Source organism: Iningainema tapete BLCC-T55 (assembly GCF_014698965.1).
GTDB lineage: Bacteria > Cyanobacteriota > Cyanobacteriia > Cyanobacteriales > Nostocaceae > Iningainema > Iningainema tapete.
Genome location: NZ_JACXAE010000027.1, coordinates 64,337 through 79,585 on the forward strand (window position 1 = coordinate 64,337; position 15,249 = coordinate 79,585).

General features: G+C 41.2%; 15 protein-coding genes and 1 tRNA gene. 6 read left to right on the plus strand and 10 right to left on the minus strand.

Translation table 11 applies throughout. The features are described 5' to 3' along the window. Positions 1-12: 12 nt before the first annotated feature. Both bchM and nagA read right to left on the minus strand, forming a co-directional pair. Entirely contained in the window at positions 13-693 is a 681-nt protein-coding gene (gene bchM, locus ICL16_RS05980) for a magnesium protoporphyrin IX methyltransferase (RefSeq protein WP_190826047.1), read from the minus strand. 104 nt (positions 694-797) lie between these two features. After that, entirely contained in the window at positions 798-1,994 is a 1,197-nt protein-coding gene (nagA, locus tag ICL16_RS05985; RefSeq protein ID WP_190825949.1) for an N-acetylglucosamine-6-phosphate deacetylase, read from the minus strand. A 30-nt stretch (positions 1,995-2,024) separates the two neighbouring features. Here nagA and purE point away from each other — a divergent pair, with 30 nt between their 5' ends. The 5 genes from purE to ICL16_RS06010 all read left to right on the plus strand — a co-directional run bounded on the left by purE (position 2,025) and on the right by ICL16_RS06010 (position 8,215). After that, complete coding sequence (purE, locus tag ICL16_RS05990) at positions 2,025-2,552, plus strand: 5-(carboxyamino)imidazole ribonucleotide mutase (RefSeq protein ID WP_190825950.1); 528 nt, start codon at positions 2,025-2,027, stop codon at positions 2,550-2,552. 325 nt (positions 2,553-2,877) lie between these two features. Then, complete coding sequence (locus tag ICL16_RS05995; protein WP_238360617.1) at positions 2,878-4,476, plus strand: ammonium transporter; 1,599 nt, start codon at positions 2,878-2,880, stop codon at positions 4,474-4,476. A 103-nt stretch (positions 4,477-4,579) separates the two neighbouring features. After that, positions 4,580-6,031, plus strand: a complete 1,452-nt coding sequence (locus tag ICL16_RS06000) for an ammonium transporter (protein WP_190825952.1) — start codon at positions 4,580-4,582, stop codon at positions 6,029-6,031. Positions 6,032-6,139: 108 nt separating this feature from the next. Beyond that, positions 6,140-6,952, plus strand: coding sequence for a GDSL-type esterase/lipase family protein (locus ICL16_RS06005; protein ID WP_190825953.1), 813 nt, complete (start codon positions 6,140-6,142; stop codon positions 6,950-6,952). A gap of 69 nt (positions 6,953-7,021) precedes the next feature. Continuing rightward, positions 7,022-8,215, plus strand: coding sequence for a 4-hydroxy-3-methylbut-2-enyl diphosphate reductase (locus ICL16_RS06010; protein WP_190825954.1), 1,194 nt, complete (start codon positions 7,022-7,024; stop codon positions 8,213-8,215). 140 nt (positions 8,216-8,355) lie between these two features. Here the strand turns inward: ICL16_RS06010 and ICL16_RS06015 are convergent, their stop codons facing one another. The 6 genes from ICL16_RS06015 to ICL16_RS06045 all read right to left on the minus strand — a co-directional run bounded on the left by ICL16_RS06015 (position 8,356) and on the right by ICL16_RS06045 (position 12,830). Next, positions 8,356-9,039 carry a DUF1003 domain-containing protein gene (locus ICL16_RS06015; RefSeq protein WP_190825955.1) on the minus strand — a complete coding sequence of 228 codons (684 nt, stop codon included), beginning with the start codon at positions 9,037-9,039 and terminating at the stop codon, positions 8,356-8,358. A gap of 184 nt (positions 9,040-9,223) precedes the next feature. Further along, positions 9,224-9,562, minus strand: coding sequence for a hypothetical protein (locus ICL16_RS06020; RefSeq protein WP_190825956.1), 339 nt, complete (start codon positions 9,560-9,562; stop codon positions 9,224-9,226). Between the two features lie 621 nt (positions 9,563-10,183). Then, a complete protein-coding gene (locus ICL16_RS06030; RefSeq protein WP_190825957.1) occupies positions 10,184-10,399 on the minus strand; it encodes a hypothetical protein in 216 nt (71 codons plus the stop codon). Positions 10,400-10,410: 11 nt separating this feature from the next. Further along, positions 10,411-11,556, minus strand: coding sequence for a tyrosine-type recombinase/integrase (locus ICL16_RS06035; protein ID WP_190825958.1), 1,146 nt, complete (start codon positions 11,554-11,556; stop codon positions 10,411-10,413). 248 nt (positions 11,557-11,804) lie between these two features. After that, a tRNA-Phe gene (locus tag ICL16_RS06040) sits at positions 11,805-11,877 on the minus strand. A 77-nt stretch (positions 11,878-11,954) separates the two neighbouring features. Then, a complete protein-coding gene (locus ICL16_RS06045; RefSeq protein ID WP_190825959.1) occupies positions 11,955-12,830 on the minus strand; it encodes a metal ABC transporter permease in 876 nt (291 codons plus the stop codon). 84 nt (positions 12,831-12,914) lie between these two features. On the opposite strand from ICL16_RS06045, the gene ICL16_RS06050 reads away from it, so the two are divergent. After that, positions 12,915-13,328, plus strand: a complete 414-nt coding sequence (locus ICL16_RS06050) for an ArsR/SmtB family transcription factor (RefSeq protein WP_190825960.1) — start codon at positions 12,915-12,917, stop codon at positions 13,326-13,328. Positions 13,329-13,405: 77 nt separating this feature from the next. Here ICL16_RS06050 and ICL16_RS06055 read toward each other — a convergent pair whose 3' ends face one another. Both ICL16_RS06055 and ICL16_RS06060 read right to left on the minus strand, forming a co-directional pair. After that, positions 13,406-14,182, minus strand: coding sequence for a metal ABC transporter ATP-binding protein (locus tag ICL16_RS06055; protein WP_190825961.1), 777 nt, complete (start codon positions 14,180-14,182; stop codon positions 13,406-13,408). A gap of 78 nt (positions 14,183-14,260) precedes the next feature. Continuing rightward, on the minus strand, positions 14,261-15,226 hold the full coding sequence (locus tag ICL16_RS06060; RefSeq protein ID WP_420485256.1) for a metal ABC transporter solute-binding protein, Zn/Mn family: 966 nt from the start codon (positions 15,224-15,226) through the stop codon (positions 14,261-14,263). Positions 15,227-15,249 lie beyond the last annotated feature (23 nt).

Below are 15,249 nucleotides of genomic sequence, written 5' to 3' on the forward strand. Positions count from 1 at the left end.
GCGATCCTAACCTTACTTACGTGTTGCTTCCAGTATTCTCGAAAAATAGAAGCGGGTTTTAGTCATATTCTGGCGTTGTACACTAAAGCCGTTACTTTCCAGAATTTTCACCACATCAGCCTCACGGTGCAGGTAAGCGCGAGTCGTTTTACTTGCGCCTGGAAAAAAACTACCTATCTTCTTCAGCAAGCTCAGGGCAAAGGTTTTGGGCGCAAAACTAAGAATTATGCGCGACTGTGCCAAAGAGCCAAGGTGAGAAATCATCTCCGCCGCTTTATCCTGGGGGTAGTGAATGAGGACATCCAGGCAAATAACGGTATGATAGCTACCACTTAAGTTTTCTAAATCCTGTACAGCAAAAGTAGGATTTTCTGCTCCCACAGTTTGCACTCTTTGTTTTGCCTCTTCTACCATTTTCTCAGAAATATCGCTGGCATAGACTTTTGCTCCAGCTTCCGCTAAGGGTATACTCAAACTACCCACACCACACCCAGCATCACAAATTGACAATCCAGCAAGATTGCTATCAGCTTTGAGCCAGCTTAGTACTGTATCCACCGTTTGTTGATGCCCATTACGGATATCTAGCTGAACTTTGTTAACTTCACCATCTCCGTAAATGCGTCTCCAACGGTCAAAGCCTGTAGAGTTGAAATAATCTTTAACAATTGTTTTATCGTCAGCTACGTTCATAATACTAAATTTTGACATTTCCCAATCGTTAACATTACCATGTGTAGGAACCGCGAAGACGCCAAGCACGCCAAGAGAAGAGTAAGGGGATGCGGGGATGTGGGTTAATAAATTCTTTGCCACGTTAGTTGTTTGGTGGTGTTATCATAGTGCCAACGTAGTAGGTGGGCGGGTTGATGAGGTATAATTCCCGGTAAACCGATCACACTTCTAGGTGCAACAGTAGCTAGTGCGATCGCAACCTCTACCTCACATATTCCCCACTTGACTAAATTTTGCACTCCTACCAATAATGGTATTGTTGTTCCCGCTAAAGTTCCATCCGGTAATGTTGCTGTACCGTTGTTCACTTCAATCACTCGACTATCCCAAGGATAAACTCCATCGCCTAACCCTAGAGGTGATAGCGCATCACTAACCAGGAAAAGCCCTTGTTCGTAACCACTTGCGCGGAGCAGCAAATCTAACATGATTGGTGAAACGTGTTGTCCATCAGCGATGAAACCACACATAACATGAGGATGGGTAATTGCTGCGCCTAATAATCCTGGTTCACGGTGGTGTAATGAAGGCATGGCATTGAAGGCATGTGTTACCATCGTTGCACCCAAGGAAAAGGCACGTTGCGCTTGGGCGGCTGTGGCTTGCGAATGTCCTAAACTAATAGTAATGCCTAAAGACTGCAAGTAAGGAATCACTTCATCAGTTGGATCTAACTCTGGCGCTAAAGTAATGACTTTGACTACCGTTGCATAATCACCCAATACTCGCTTTACTTCATCAATAGTTAGTGGTAGCAGATACTCTGCTGGGTGTGCGCCTCGTTTTTGGTAATTTAAAAATGGTCCTTCTAGATGTACTCCCAAAATTGATGAGCGGGAGTCTCCTGTCTTCTGGAGAGAGGCGATATATCGCCTCTCTACAACTCTTGTCTCCTGTTTGCCCATATAATCAGCTATGACTGCAAGCGATCGCTGAATATTTTCTACTGATGTTGTCACTAAGGTTGGTAAAAAAGCATCTACTCCCGCATTCCACAAAAACTGACAAATTTGCTCCAACTTGTGAGAATTATTCTCGTCTAATTCGGGAAAGGGTAATCCCAATGCGCCATTAATTTGTAAATCCACACCACCTAAAGAAATCCAATCGCCTGCAACATCTAATACTTGTAAGTCTGGTGGCTCAACTCGTTGAAAAACTGTACCCATTGGTAAGATTTGTGATATGTTGCTCTGACTATCGATGAAGAGCATCTGTAAATCTTTGTAACCGGGTACGCGAGCATTGATAATATTCATAATTCATAATTTATAATTCATAATTTTCTTATGGCTCAACCTCTTGTTGGTATTATTATGGGCAGCGATTCCGATTTACCTACTATGCAAGGTGCGATCGCTATTTGTGAAGAATTTGGTGTTGCTTTTGAGGTAGCGATTGTGAGCGCTCATCGTACTCCACAACGGATGGTAGATTATGCCCAGTCGGCTCTTGAGCGTGGGCTTAAAGTGATTATCGCTGGTGCAGGTGGTGCTGCTCATCTACCGGGAATGGTAGCATCTTTGACTATTTTACCTGTGATTGGTGTTCCCGTAGCCAGCCGTCATTTACAAGGAATTGACTCTTTGTATTCAATAGTACAAATGCCAGCAGGGATACCAGTGGCAACTGTCGCTATAGGTAATGCGAAAAATGCTGGATTATTAGCGGTACAAATTCTTGCTACCCAGCAACCAGAATTACAACAAAAAGTGCAACAGTATAGACAAACTCTAACTGAATCGGTAATGGCAAAGCAAACAAAACTAGAGCAAATAGGCTATGAGCAATATTTAAAACATCTGCAAGCCGAATAAAGTGTAAAACTGTAGTTTAAGTTACAGAAATTAGAGTGAGCATTTTGTCAATATTTTTTGATACTTCACTAGTTAATTTTTGGGAAAATAAATTAACAACACCTTAATATTTATGGATAAAAAGCTGAATCGTTAAAGAGTCAATAAAGTAAACTTGACTTGCGCAAAAACTGCATAAATAATAAAATATTAAGAAAATATTAAAATGGTCTAAGAAAACACTAATATCTGGAAAGCTATAACAATTCTAATTGATTGGTAAATATTGAGTGAAAACTGCTAGCTGTCCATTTACGTAATTTTAGGGTTAAGGATGATAGAAAGGATGAAAAAAATTAGGCAGAAAAAGAATAGTAGAAGGCGAGTACCAAAATTATTAGCAACAACACAAAAGAACTCAATTTATCAGCTTCTAGGAGTAGGAATTAAACGGTTATCGCCAAGTTGGCAAGCGTGCATACCTTTAGCTTGTTTAATTGTATTAGCGTGGGGTTATGCAGCAGTTGCCCAAACTCCAGCTTCATCAGGACCAACAACAGCAGATCTAAAGGTGGCACTTGATACACTGTGGGTAGCGATCGCCGCCTTTTTGGTATTCTTCATGAATGCTGGTTTTTGTATGTTAGAAACCGGCTTGTGTCGGCAAAAAAATGCCGTTAACGTCCTAGCGAAAAACTTGATTGTGTTTGCGCTAGCTACCATTGCCTTTTGGGCAATTGGATTTGGCTTAATGTTTGGCGATGGTAATGACTTTATTGGATTAAGTGGATTTTTCCTTCAAGGAGCAGATAACAGCCCCGCCACTGGAGATGCTTACAAAGGTGTATTCGGATCGCTCAATTGGGCTGGAGTTCCCCTTGCTGCTAAGTTTCTTTTCCAATTGGTGTTTGCCGGAACAGCCGCTACGATTGTATCTGGAGCAGTAGCAGAACGAATTAAATTTGTTGACTTTTTAATCTTCAGCGTCTTGCTTGTAGGTATTGCCTACGCCATTACCGGACACTGGATTTGGGGTGGTGGTTGGTTAGCAGACAGAGGTTTTTGGGATTTTGCTGGTTCTACGGTAGTTCACTCAGTTGGTGGCTGGGCGGCGTTGATGGGTGCAGCATTATTAGGACCACGTATTGGAAAATATCAAGATGGGCAAGTCTTTGCCATTCCCGGTCACAATATGAGTATTGCCACCTTAGGCTGTTTAATTTTGTGGCTGGGCTGGTTTGGTTTCAACCCTGGTTCAGTAATGGCTGCCGATCCTAGTGCGATTACTCACATTGCTTTGACAACTAACTTGGCTGGTGCTGTCGGTGGAATTGCGGCGATGATTACAGCTTGGGTGTACTTAGGCAAACCAGATTTGTCGATGATTATCAACGGCATTTTAGCTGGTTTAGTTGGGGTTACAGCAGCTTGTGCTTACATCAATCTATTTAGTGCTTTCATTATTGGATTGGTTGCGGGAGTTTTGGTAGTTTTCGCTGTCACCTTCTTTGACAAAATCAGAATTGACGATCCAGTGGGAGCTATATCAGTTCACTTAGTCTGTGGCATTTGGGGTACTCTAGCAGTAGGTCTTTTTGCAGTAGGACCTGGTGGATATCCTTGGATGGTTGATTTAGCAGGTAAGCCAGTAGGACCACATGGATTATTTTTTGGTGGTGGTTTAGGTTCTTTCATCACTCAACTGATTGGCGTCCTCTCAGTTGGTGGTATAACTGTTCTTCTCAGTACAATCTTCTGGCAAGTACTTAAGGCTACCTTGGGCATTAGAGTTTCTGCACAAGAAGAACTCGAAGGCTTAGATATCGGCGAACACGGCATGGAAGCTTACAGTGGATTTGTCACAGAAACTGATGCCACCGGATTTTCTGAAGTAACTAGCGCTAGAGGAATTTCACATCAAGGCGATTTGCCTAGTACTCCGTAATTATTGTAGAGACGTGCCATGGCGCGTCTCTCGTCTAAAGTATCAAAAGTTGCTCAAATCTATTCACTAAACACAAAATTGTTGGTGCGCAAGGAAAAAAGAAGTGCTGAAGAAAGTTGTGACGATTGGGGCAGCAGCCCTACTGCTTCTGGCTGTACCACTCGTAGGTAGTGCCGTGGCTGCACCAGTTGATGTCAACGCTGCAGTAACAAATGCTCAAACAGCAGCAGATACAGGGTTTATGCTGCTGGCATCAGCGCTGGTTTTGCTGATGACACCAGGGCTAGCGTTTTTCTACGGAGGATTTGTGCGCTCGCGCAACATCCTCAATACCCTAATGATGAGCTTCGTGCTAATGGCAATTGTGGGTGTTACCTGGATTCTCTGGGGATATAGCCTTGCCTTTGCACCAAATCTTTCGGCTTTAGGTAAGGTAATTGGGAGTTTGGATTGGGCTTTGATTGACCCTTCCAAGGTAAAGTTGGACACATCAGCTTATCTACCCCATTTCCCCTATGAGGATGTACTCAAGCGAAACGATGCTAACTATAGCGATATAGTTTCCTATGCCCCAACCATTCCGCACCAGGCATTCATGATTTACCAAGCCATGTTTGCCATTATCACCCCAGCTTTAATTTCCGGAGCGATCGCAGAGCGGATGAGTTTTACAGCATACACTTTATTTGTACTGCTGTGGTCAACTTTTATTTACTCACCTCTAGCTCATATGGTATGGGCTAAAGGCGGATTTTTGGGCTTGTACGGTGGTATAGGAGCACTTGACTTTGCTGGTGGTACAGTGGTACATATTAGCTCTGGGATTTCTGCTTTGGTAGCAGCGATCGTCTTAAAACCAAGAAAGACTTACCCAGATCGTCTCAGCCCTCCACACAACGTTCCCTTCATCTTACTTGGTGCAGGCTTGTTGTGGTTTGGCTGGTTCGGCTTCAACGCTGGTAGTGCTTTAGCTTCTGGTGGGCTAGCAACAGCCGCCTTTGTAAATACAAATACTGGCGCAGCAGCAGGGGCTTTGATGTGGCTAATCCTCGAAAAAGTACTGCGCGGTAAACCAACAGCAGTTGGTGCAGCCACAGGAGCAGTTGCCGGATTAGTGGGTATTACCCCAGCAGCGGGATTTGTCACGCCTGTAGCTGCCATCTTAATTGGTGCGATTACCGCTGTTGTATGCTTCTACGCCGTCAGCTTCAAACACAAAATACAAATTGATGATGCCTTAGATACATTTCCCGTACATGGTGTAGGTGGTACAATAGGCGCTATTCTCACAGGTATATTTGCTACCAAAGCAGTCAATGCCGCAGGTGCAGATGGGTTATTGTATGGTAACGCTAGTCAATTAGTTACCCAAATTATCGCGATCGTTGTAGCCTACATTTTCGCCGGAGTTGGTACCTTTATAATTCTCAAAATTCTTGACGCCACCGTTGGTTTACGACTCAAGGAAGAAGCAGAATTACAAGGTATGGATATTAACGAACACGGAGAAGAAGGATACAACGAAGAATTTGGAGAGCGCATTTCCATCAAGTAGAGACGCCCCGGTTGGGCGTCTCCACCCACCGGTGCGTCTGTACAATTGCCATTTTTGAGCGCTGACGTTTTAAAATCTAATCTGTGAAATTAAATTAACCTTGTCAGCGTGTCTACTCCTGCAAAAACCATTCCTACTTGGATATTTTTCTCCCTAATCACCAATTGCATACTAATATTAGCGGTCATCCTGTTATGGCGAAAGCAAGAGATGACCGCTTTTTTAGGTACAATGTCTCCTAGCCAACAAACAGTAACACCCCAGTTAGGTCAGCGTCACAAACTTAGCTATCGGCAGTGGGTAGAAATCCTGAAAGTTGAAGCCAAAGTTGCCACTGTTAAACGTCCACAACATTTAACTATACTGGCAGGCGATTCTCTGAGTCTATGGTTTCCTATAGAGTTATTACCTGAAGGCAGAAGTTGGTTAAATCAGGGAATATCTGGAGAAACCAGTGCGGGACTATTAAAAAGATTAAACTTATTTGAGCGTACCAATCCAGAAACAATTTTTGTGATGATTGGCATTAATGACCTCACTAGAGGGGTAAGCGATGAGATACTTTTAGACAATCAGCGGCAAATTATGCGTTCTTTATGCAGGATGCATCCAAACACTCAAATTGTCATCCAGTCGATTTTGCCTCATGCAGGAAACAAAGCAACTTGGGAAGGAAAAGAGAAACTATTGGCTGTGCCAAATAGTCGTATTCGCCGTTTGAATCAGCAATTACAACAAATAGCCGCACTTGAAGGCGTCAAATATTTAAACTTGCATCCCCTGTTTACTAATCGAGAAGGTGAAATCCGCCCTGAGCTTAGCACCGATGGTTTACACTTGAGTTCTCAAGGTTATCTAGTTTGGAGTTCGGCTTTGCAGTTGTATAGTCAAATGGAACTAGAAAATAGAAACGCGAAATAATCTAGAAACGCGAAATTTCGCGTCTCTACGGGAGAAAATGAAAAATGGGAATTTTTGCAGGAAAAACTCATGGATACTAAAGCTTTTAAGCGATCGCTCCAACATTCAGATAACTACCATCGTAAGGGATTTGGACACCAAGTAGAAGTCGCTACCCAATTACAGTCTGAGTATCAAAGCAACTTAATTCAGCAAATTCGCAACAATAACTATACCCTGACCCAAGGAGATGTTACAATCTGGCTGGCACAAGCCTTTGGTTTTTGTTGGGGTGTTGAGCGTGCAGTTGCAATGGCGTATGAAACACGCAAGCACTTCCCTACTGAACGCATTTGGATTACCAATGAGATTATTCACAATCCTTCTGTAAATCAGCGGATGCTAGAAATGCAAGTAGGATTTATCCCAGTTGAAGCAGGCAAAAAAGATTTTGCTGTTGTTGAATCTGGTGATGTCGTTATATTACCAGCCTTTGGCGCAAGTGTTCAAGAAATGCAGATCCTTAACGACAAAGGTTGCAAAATTGTCGATACAACTTGTCCTTGGGTATCTAAAGTTTGGAACACAGTTGAAAAGCATAAAAAAGGCGATTACACTTCAATAATTCATGGTAAATATAAGCACGAAGAAACAGTCGCTACCAGTTCTTTTGCTGGCAAATATCTAATTGTGCTAAATTTACAAGAAGCAAAATACGTTGCTGATTACATCCTTAATGGTGGGAATCGTGACGAATTTCTCGCAAAATTTGCCAAGGCAATCAGCGCTGGATTTGACCCCGACAAAGATTTGGAGCGAATTGGCATCGCTAACCAAACAACCATGCTCAAAGGCGAAACAGAGCAGATTGGTAAGCTATTTGAGCATACCATGTTGCAGAAATATGGACCAACTGAGTTGAATCAGCATTTTCAAACCTTCAATACTATTTGTGACGCTACTCAAGAAAGGCAAGATGCCATGTTAGAGTTAGTGCAAAAGCAGCTAGATTTAATGGTAGTAATTGGTGGATTTAATTCATCAAATACTACGCAATTACAACAAATTGCAGTTGAGAAAGGAATTCCTTCATATCATATTGATAGCGTGGAGCGAATTAAGTCAATCAATGCCCTTGAACATCGGCAATTAAATGGTAATTTAGAAATTACAGAAAACTGGTTGCCGGAGGGTAAAATAGTCGTGGGAATTACTTCTGGTGCTTCTACACCAGATAAGGTGGTAGAAGATGTAATTGAAAAGATTTTTGCATTGAAAGCGTAATTAGAACCCCCCAACCCCCCAATGCCTTGGGGGGCAATTAACCCTGATTGGATTGCTACATCACATACAGGAAAGCTCCAATCGGTACAACTTTGACTGGAGCAATCTTTTAAGCGATATTTGTGAAGCGCTCGCTAATTTTAACGAACAACCTTACTATTTTCTTGTCTATTTAGTCCAACTTGCTGCTCAGATTTGAAGGGGAAATATACTGAATACTTGTTAAGATACTTGCCATCAGCATCAGTGATTTTAATTTGAGTTAGATATTGCCGCTCTTGAGTAGCAGCAGGTACTGTTACTTGACTTTGTTGCTGTTGTTGTGGTAAGGAAGATGGTAATAAGTTAGTTTTCAACTCATGGAGAGAGCGTTGCTGTTCGATCACGATTTGAGTTAACTGTTCAATTTGCCGGGATTGTAAAACATCAAGTTTTTCGTGGAGTAGTTCGATATTTTGCCCAGCTTTGAGATTAATGTGATGATTATTTTCAGCTTTGCGGCGATCGATATCAGATTGACGATTCTGACTCATTAATACAATAGGTGCAGTGTAAGCTGAAGCGAAAGAAAATACTAAGTTCAGCAGAATGAATGGTGACTCATCCCAGTGCGGTACTCCAGGCATCAAGTTTAGACTAACCCAACCTGCCAAAATACCAGTTTGTCCAATCAGAAATGACCAAGAACCAACTTTAGATGCTAACGCATCAGCAAGGCGTTGTCCAGCAGTCATTTTTTCTTCTGTCTCAACTGGTTGTTTTACTTGTACACAATTGGGTTTTTGCTGAGCTTGATTGTTTCCTACTTGTTTTGCTGACTTCATGTTGTACCTCTTCTCGACTTATTAAAAATTTGTTTTCCTTCTGTCTTGATATCAACAATAAAGCCAGCGCAAAGATAAAAGCAAATATTCTTTCTTCTCAAAACGATAAATAGAATTGATGATTAGGCGAGCACTCGAAACAAGATACCCGACTTCGTGGGAGTTGTCGGGTATCTGGAGAACCTTACTTCTTCACATATTCTGCTGACTTCTTGGGTTTACCACAAAACCAAGAGTAAGGATTTGAGTACTTACCATAACCGTGTGGATTACGAACGCCATAGACTTTCAGGCAAGCATCAGCAACATCAAAAGAACGTAAATCCTGTTCTACTTTACATCTCCAGCCTATGGCATTGTTGGCTACTAAAACAGCTTTACTATTTGGATACTTTTGTGAACAGTAAGAATCAAAATCTACGCCTTGTCCCCACTCATTCGCTGCAGGAACTGCTTTAACTTCATTTACATGATAACCAAGAAATAGTAAAGTTGCTGTTAGGATAATCTTAGAGATTTTCATACACCCAGAATATTCTCTACTGTGAAATCTGTGCCATGAAGTTCGTTGTAGTGAGTAATAACTTCTTCGACTGAATAAGACTCGCCATTACTCTCAGTTATTGCACGTCGAAAATCCGCGACATCTCCTGCATTTTCTCACGCTTCCAAACGCTTTAAATCGTCATAGCTGATAACTGCTGCAATCACCTGTCCTTTTGATTCAATGACAATAAGTTCTTGTCCTTCTTCCACAAGGGCTTGGTTTTAGGATAGCACAGTAGCTAGAGGTGATCGCTCGAGTCTCGAATATTATGTTATTTTAAAAGTGAAGTGTACTGCACTGATTTCTTATGACAGGAATTGAACCTTGGGCAATATCAGTAGTTAGTGGTGTAGCAGTTCCCATTTTTCAATTTATGTAATAATTCAGTGTAAACAAGCAGCAGTACCATTACGCTTCACTTTCACCACGAGGTAAGCACTTGTCTAGATGTTTGTCTCGCATTGTCTAGAAACCACTGTTAAGCTGGAAACTGGTTACAAAGTCAATTCATTTTTCTCTCCTGTGCCATAATGCCTGAAATGTCTACTAATCAAGTTGATTCATTCATATTCATTTATATTCATAGTCAAATCATAGTCAATCCTTAGGTGGTTCTGGAGGCATAGATGATTCTGGAGGTTCAGCAAGAGTAGCACCGTCATAGAAAACTGCTGCCTTACCTTCTCTTCTAGCTGCATTAACAGCAAGTCTTGCTTCTTCCCATGTTGGAAACGTGAAAAACTGCCATTCACCAGTTTTTTCATAAGTAATAGCTATTGTAGTTTCCTTTTGTTTACAATTATTACCTGGCATAGCTCACATAGTCAGTCTTTAAATTCTGGTACTTGAACCTGCCTAATTGTACCTGCATAATGTTTCATAATTATCTCTGGTGAATTTCCTACCCATTTGGCAACCTGTACAACACTCACACCAGCTTCTAAGCAATTTGTAATAAATGTATGCCTGGTATTGTACTGAGGGCGATATGGAATATCTAGTTCAGACAAGATAGTTTTCCAAGCACGATTCAGGAAGTTGTGAGCATCAATTAAACCACCTTTGGGTGATTTAAAAACGGGTAACTCAGGATGATAGTCTTTGGGTTTAATGGAAAGCAACAACTCTCTTAATGAATTGTTGATGGGAAACTTGCGGCTTCTTTTCGTCTTGGTGTCTTTACGATGCCCTTCTACTACTGCCTCGGAGAAGGTAATTAATGTAAGATTAGTATTGATGTGACCCCAAGTTAATCCAATTGCCTCGCTGGTACGACACCCAGTCATGAAAAGAAACTTAACATAATTTGTATAGTGGCTGTAATAACGATTTTGCCTGAATGCAGCAATAATTTGCTCTTCCTCAATTCTATTAAATGTGTTGATAGTATCCTCTTCATCTTTAACAGCTGCTGTCACTTTCTGAGCCATATCAACAAAAGGGTTATCAGTAATTAACTTAGAGTCAATTGCCCAATCACAACAAGCTTTTAACTGAGTTAGGACACGTTTAGCAGCATTAGGAGTTAATTTATTGAGTAAAAAGTTTCTAATTATGACTGCATCTGAAAGTTTTTGTGTAGGCAAACTAGCAATGTGATTTTTGGTTTTCTTAAAATCCTTGTTAATGGTGGTTACACTCAAGGTTTTAGCTTTGTACACAGTGTATATATCCCATAAGTCATTTAAGGTACTTTCTTCCTGACTCTTTAACGTAGGTTTAATTAAAGTTAAATGGCTTTGAGACTTGTATCTAGCTAGCGTATAGTCAAACTGCTCATAAGTTATATCTTTCTCAATCTGTTTTGCCTTAACCTCAGCTAGTTTCCAATTCTCTAGTGTATCTGCCATTCTTAAGGTTAGATATTTTTGCTTACCTTCATAAAGTTGACGTGGTAAGCGTAATCTTAGCCTTCCTTGAAAAGATTCTACGCCAACTGAACCTTTGGATGCTTTTTGTTCTATGTTCATTACTTATATGAATATGATTTCCTCTGCTCTATAACTATCATAGTCAAATCATAGTCAACTTAAGTAAAGATACCTAAAATTTTTTACCAATTTCTTCTGAAATTGACTATGAAATTTTCTCCTCTACGGCTTTCATAGTCAAATCATAGTCACGGTTTTCCTCTTGATTACTAATTTTCACGCTTAGATGTAACCTGTAATCATTGCATAGCAAGGGTTTTATGAGTTTATGCTTAATCTTTTTTAAATGCCAGGAACCAGATTTGAACTGGTGACACGAGGATTTTCAGTCCTCTGCTCTACCAACTGAGCTATCCCGGCGGGGATATGTGGTTATTCCCACGATTACTAATGTTAGCAACTAAAAAATGATTTGGCAAGTACCTGAGAAAAAAATTTTATGCTGCCCTCAGCTTCAACTTCACCCAACTGAAAACAGCGAGAAAAACTAAGAACTGGACAAGAACAATACTTGGACCAGAAGCGAAGTTGAAAAGACCTGATACTATTATGCCGGAAACACTGCTCACCGAACCGATCGCCACTGACATGATCAAGAAGCGGCTAAAATGGTAGCTCATCAATTTGGCTGTTGAGGCAGGTATCACCAAAAAGGCGTTGACTAGTAAAACGCCAACAGCTTTAATTGCCACAGCAACGGCAAGTGACAGTAACACCACAAAACTGTAGCGATACAACTGTACTGGAATACCTTGAACTTGTGCCACAGCCGGGTTAAGGGTTAACAAAATTTGCTGCCGCATAGTTGACAATAAAAATATGCTGCTGCCCACCAGCAAAGCCAGTGTTAAAATCAAATCAGTTTGGTCAATAGCGAGAATATCGCCAAACAATACGCCCATCAAGTTACCGCGATATCCTTGAATTAGGCTACTAAGAATTACACCTACCGCTAGCGCCCCTGATAGGACGATGCTTAGAACACTATCACTGGCTAAATCTGTTTGATCGATTAAGTAAAGGACAACCAAACCAAAAACTAAAGTAAAAGGCAACAACATCCAAGTCGGATTCACTTGCAGCAGCACACCTAATGCTACTCCCACCAATGCTGCATGACCAACAGCATGACTGAAAAATGATAGCGATCTCAAAGTAACAAAGCTGCCGAGTAAACCACCAAGCACCCCCATTAACAAAGCACCAAGGAGCGCACGTTGCATAAAAGGAAACTGTAGCAACGTCACCAAGTCATTAGCCGTTGTGACAGCCAACCTGATAACTTGGTAATCATTACTGAGATTAAGTGTCATTTTTAATATAGTTGTTTAAAGTATACTTGGAATATATAAGTTTTCGCTCTCGTTTTGTAATAACAGCAAAGTCCACAAAATAATATGTCAATTGAAAATAGTGTTGCTTGTAATATAACTCAATCTAGTCACAAAACTAAAATTAATCAGTATAATTATGAACATGATATAAATGAAGTCCAAGTGCAATCCCTTTTAGAAAACGTCATCAACAGCGATAAAGCCCAACGCATGGCAGAATTTTTTAGCTTCTTAGGAGACGCTAATCGCCTGCGTATTCTCTCCCTTTTAGCCAAAAAAGAACTTTGTGTCGGCGATTTGGCAGCAGTGCTCGAAATGAGTGAATCTGCTGTTTCCCATCAGCTACGAAACTTACGGGCAATGCGCTTGGTAAGTTACCGCAAGCAAGGGCGTAATGTCTTCTATAGCCTTCATGATAGCCATGTTTTGCATCTTTACCAAGCTGTAGCTGAACATTTGGAAGAAGAGGGGGAGTAGGGGAGTCGGGAAGAAAGGGAGTAGGGGAGTTTGGGAGTGGAGGAGTTTGGGAGTGGGGGAGAAAATTCATACATCCCCTAATGGTGGTGTTGATAGCGACTGAAGCTAGGACCATAGGTGGCTAGAAGGTTTTGCGGTGAAAGGGCAAATTCTGGAACTCCTGTGCAAACTATGGTTTGGTTGAGACAAATGACGCGATCGCAATGGCGGCTCACCATATCAATATCATGGGAGACTTGCAAAACTGTCCAACCCTCCTCCTGTTTAAGTTGATTGAGCAAGGTATAAAAATCTGCCATACCTTGCACATCAACTCCAGCAAACGCTTCATCTAGTACTAAAAGTTTTCTTGGCATTACCAAACAGTATGCCAGCAAAACCCGCTTCAGTTGACCACCACTAAGAGTTCCAATCGCTTGATGTCGCAGATGGTAGGCATCGGTTCGCTGCAAAGCTTTCGCTATAGCGGCTGACTTTTCCTTGTGATCACCCCCACCCCCCAAACCCCTCTTCATAAGGGGAGCTTGGGGGGTAACCCATCCCAACCCGACTAGTTCACTAACACAAATGGGAAAACTGCGATCAAAGATAAAATTTTGTGGCATGTACCCGATTTGTTGACGTAAATGCCCCAAACGTTTGATGGGACGACCAAATATTTCCACCTTTCCTATATTGTGCGGAATTAAATCTAAAATTGCTAGTACTAGCGTACTTTTTCCCGCACCATTAGGACCAACTATAGCTACATTTGTTCCCGGAAACAATTCAAACGAAACATCTCGAACTGCAAGATAACTGCCTTGGTATACAGTCAATCCGTCTACTTTTAAAACAGGAATTTTATTAGTCATTGATAGGAGTTAATAGTCTGTACTTAAACTAATTGCTAACTGCTAATTGTGCTTGAAACATTAGCTATTAGCCATGAGCTACTTACAAGCTGATGATAAGGTTTGCAAATTAGCTCTCATAGCTTTAAAATATTGTTGTGGATTGGTATCACCAGTTTCCAAAGAATCGAGAGTACGCAAAGTTAGTTTCAAATCAGACGAAAGACTTGTCAACAATTTGTTATCTACTCCTGGTTCACCAAACAAAGCTTTAACCTTGTACTTCTTCACTGCTTTGACTGCATTTTGTACATCTGCTGGTGCAAGTTGATCTTCTGGTATTTCCACTACAGCAACCTGCTTCAATTTGTACCGCTGAGCTAAATACGGATAAGCATCATGAAAGGTAACAAAGGTACAGTTAGGAGTTTTCTCTAAAGTTTGCCGAAATTCACTGTCTAAACTTTCCAATTGCTTGATATAAGCCGCCGCGTTTGCTTCATATGTAGCTTTATTTGCCGGATATGCTGCTACCAATCCATCACGAATATTCGTAACTTGCTGTTTTGCTAAAACCGGATCTAACCAAATGTGAGGATTCCCCTCTCCATGTTCGTGATCGTGTTCTTCGTCTTTTTTCCCTGCTTTCTCTACAGGTGAAATTTCTTTGACAGTTTGAATACCCTTGCTGGCATCTATTTCAATCAACTTAGAATTTTGAGCATTTTTTACAGTGTCTTCGAGAAACTCTTCTAAACCCAAACCATTTTTCACTACCACATTAGCAGTAGCGATCGCCTTCACATTCTCTGGTTTAGCCTGATACTCATGTACCTCCGTTCCTGGTGGTACTAAAATTTCTACATTTGCTGTATCGCCTGTTACCGCTTTCGTAAACCAATATATCGGTAAAAACGTTGCTACCACTTTGGTTTTTCTTGGCTGGGAAGATGGAGTAGAAGCCGCTTCCTGTGCTTTTGGTGATTGTTCTGTTGTTATTCGTTCAGTATTAGATTCGTTACATCCAGTACCAATTGATAACAGTAGTAAAGCGATTAGAGGCAAGAAGGTCGTTCTTTTGCCTGTTC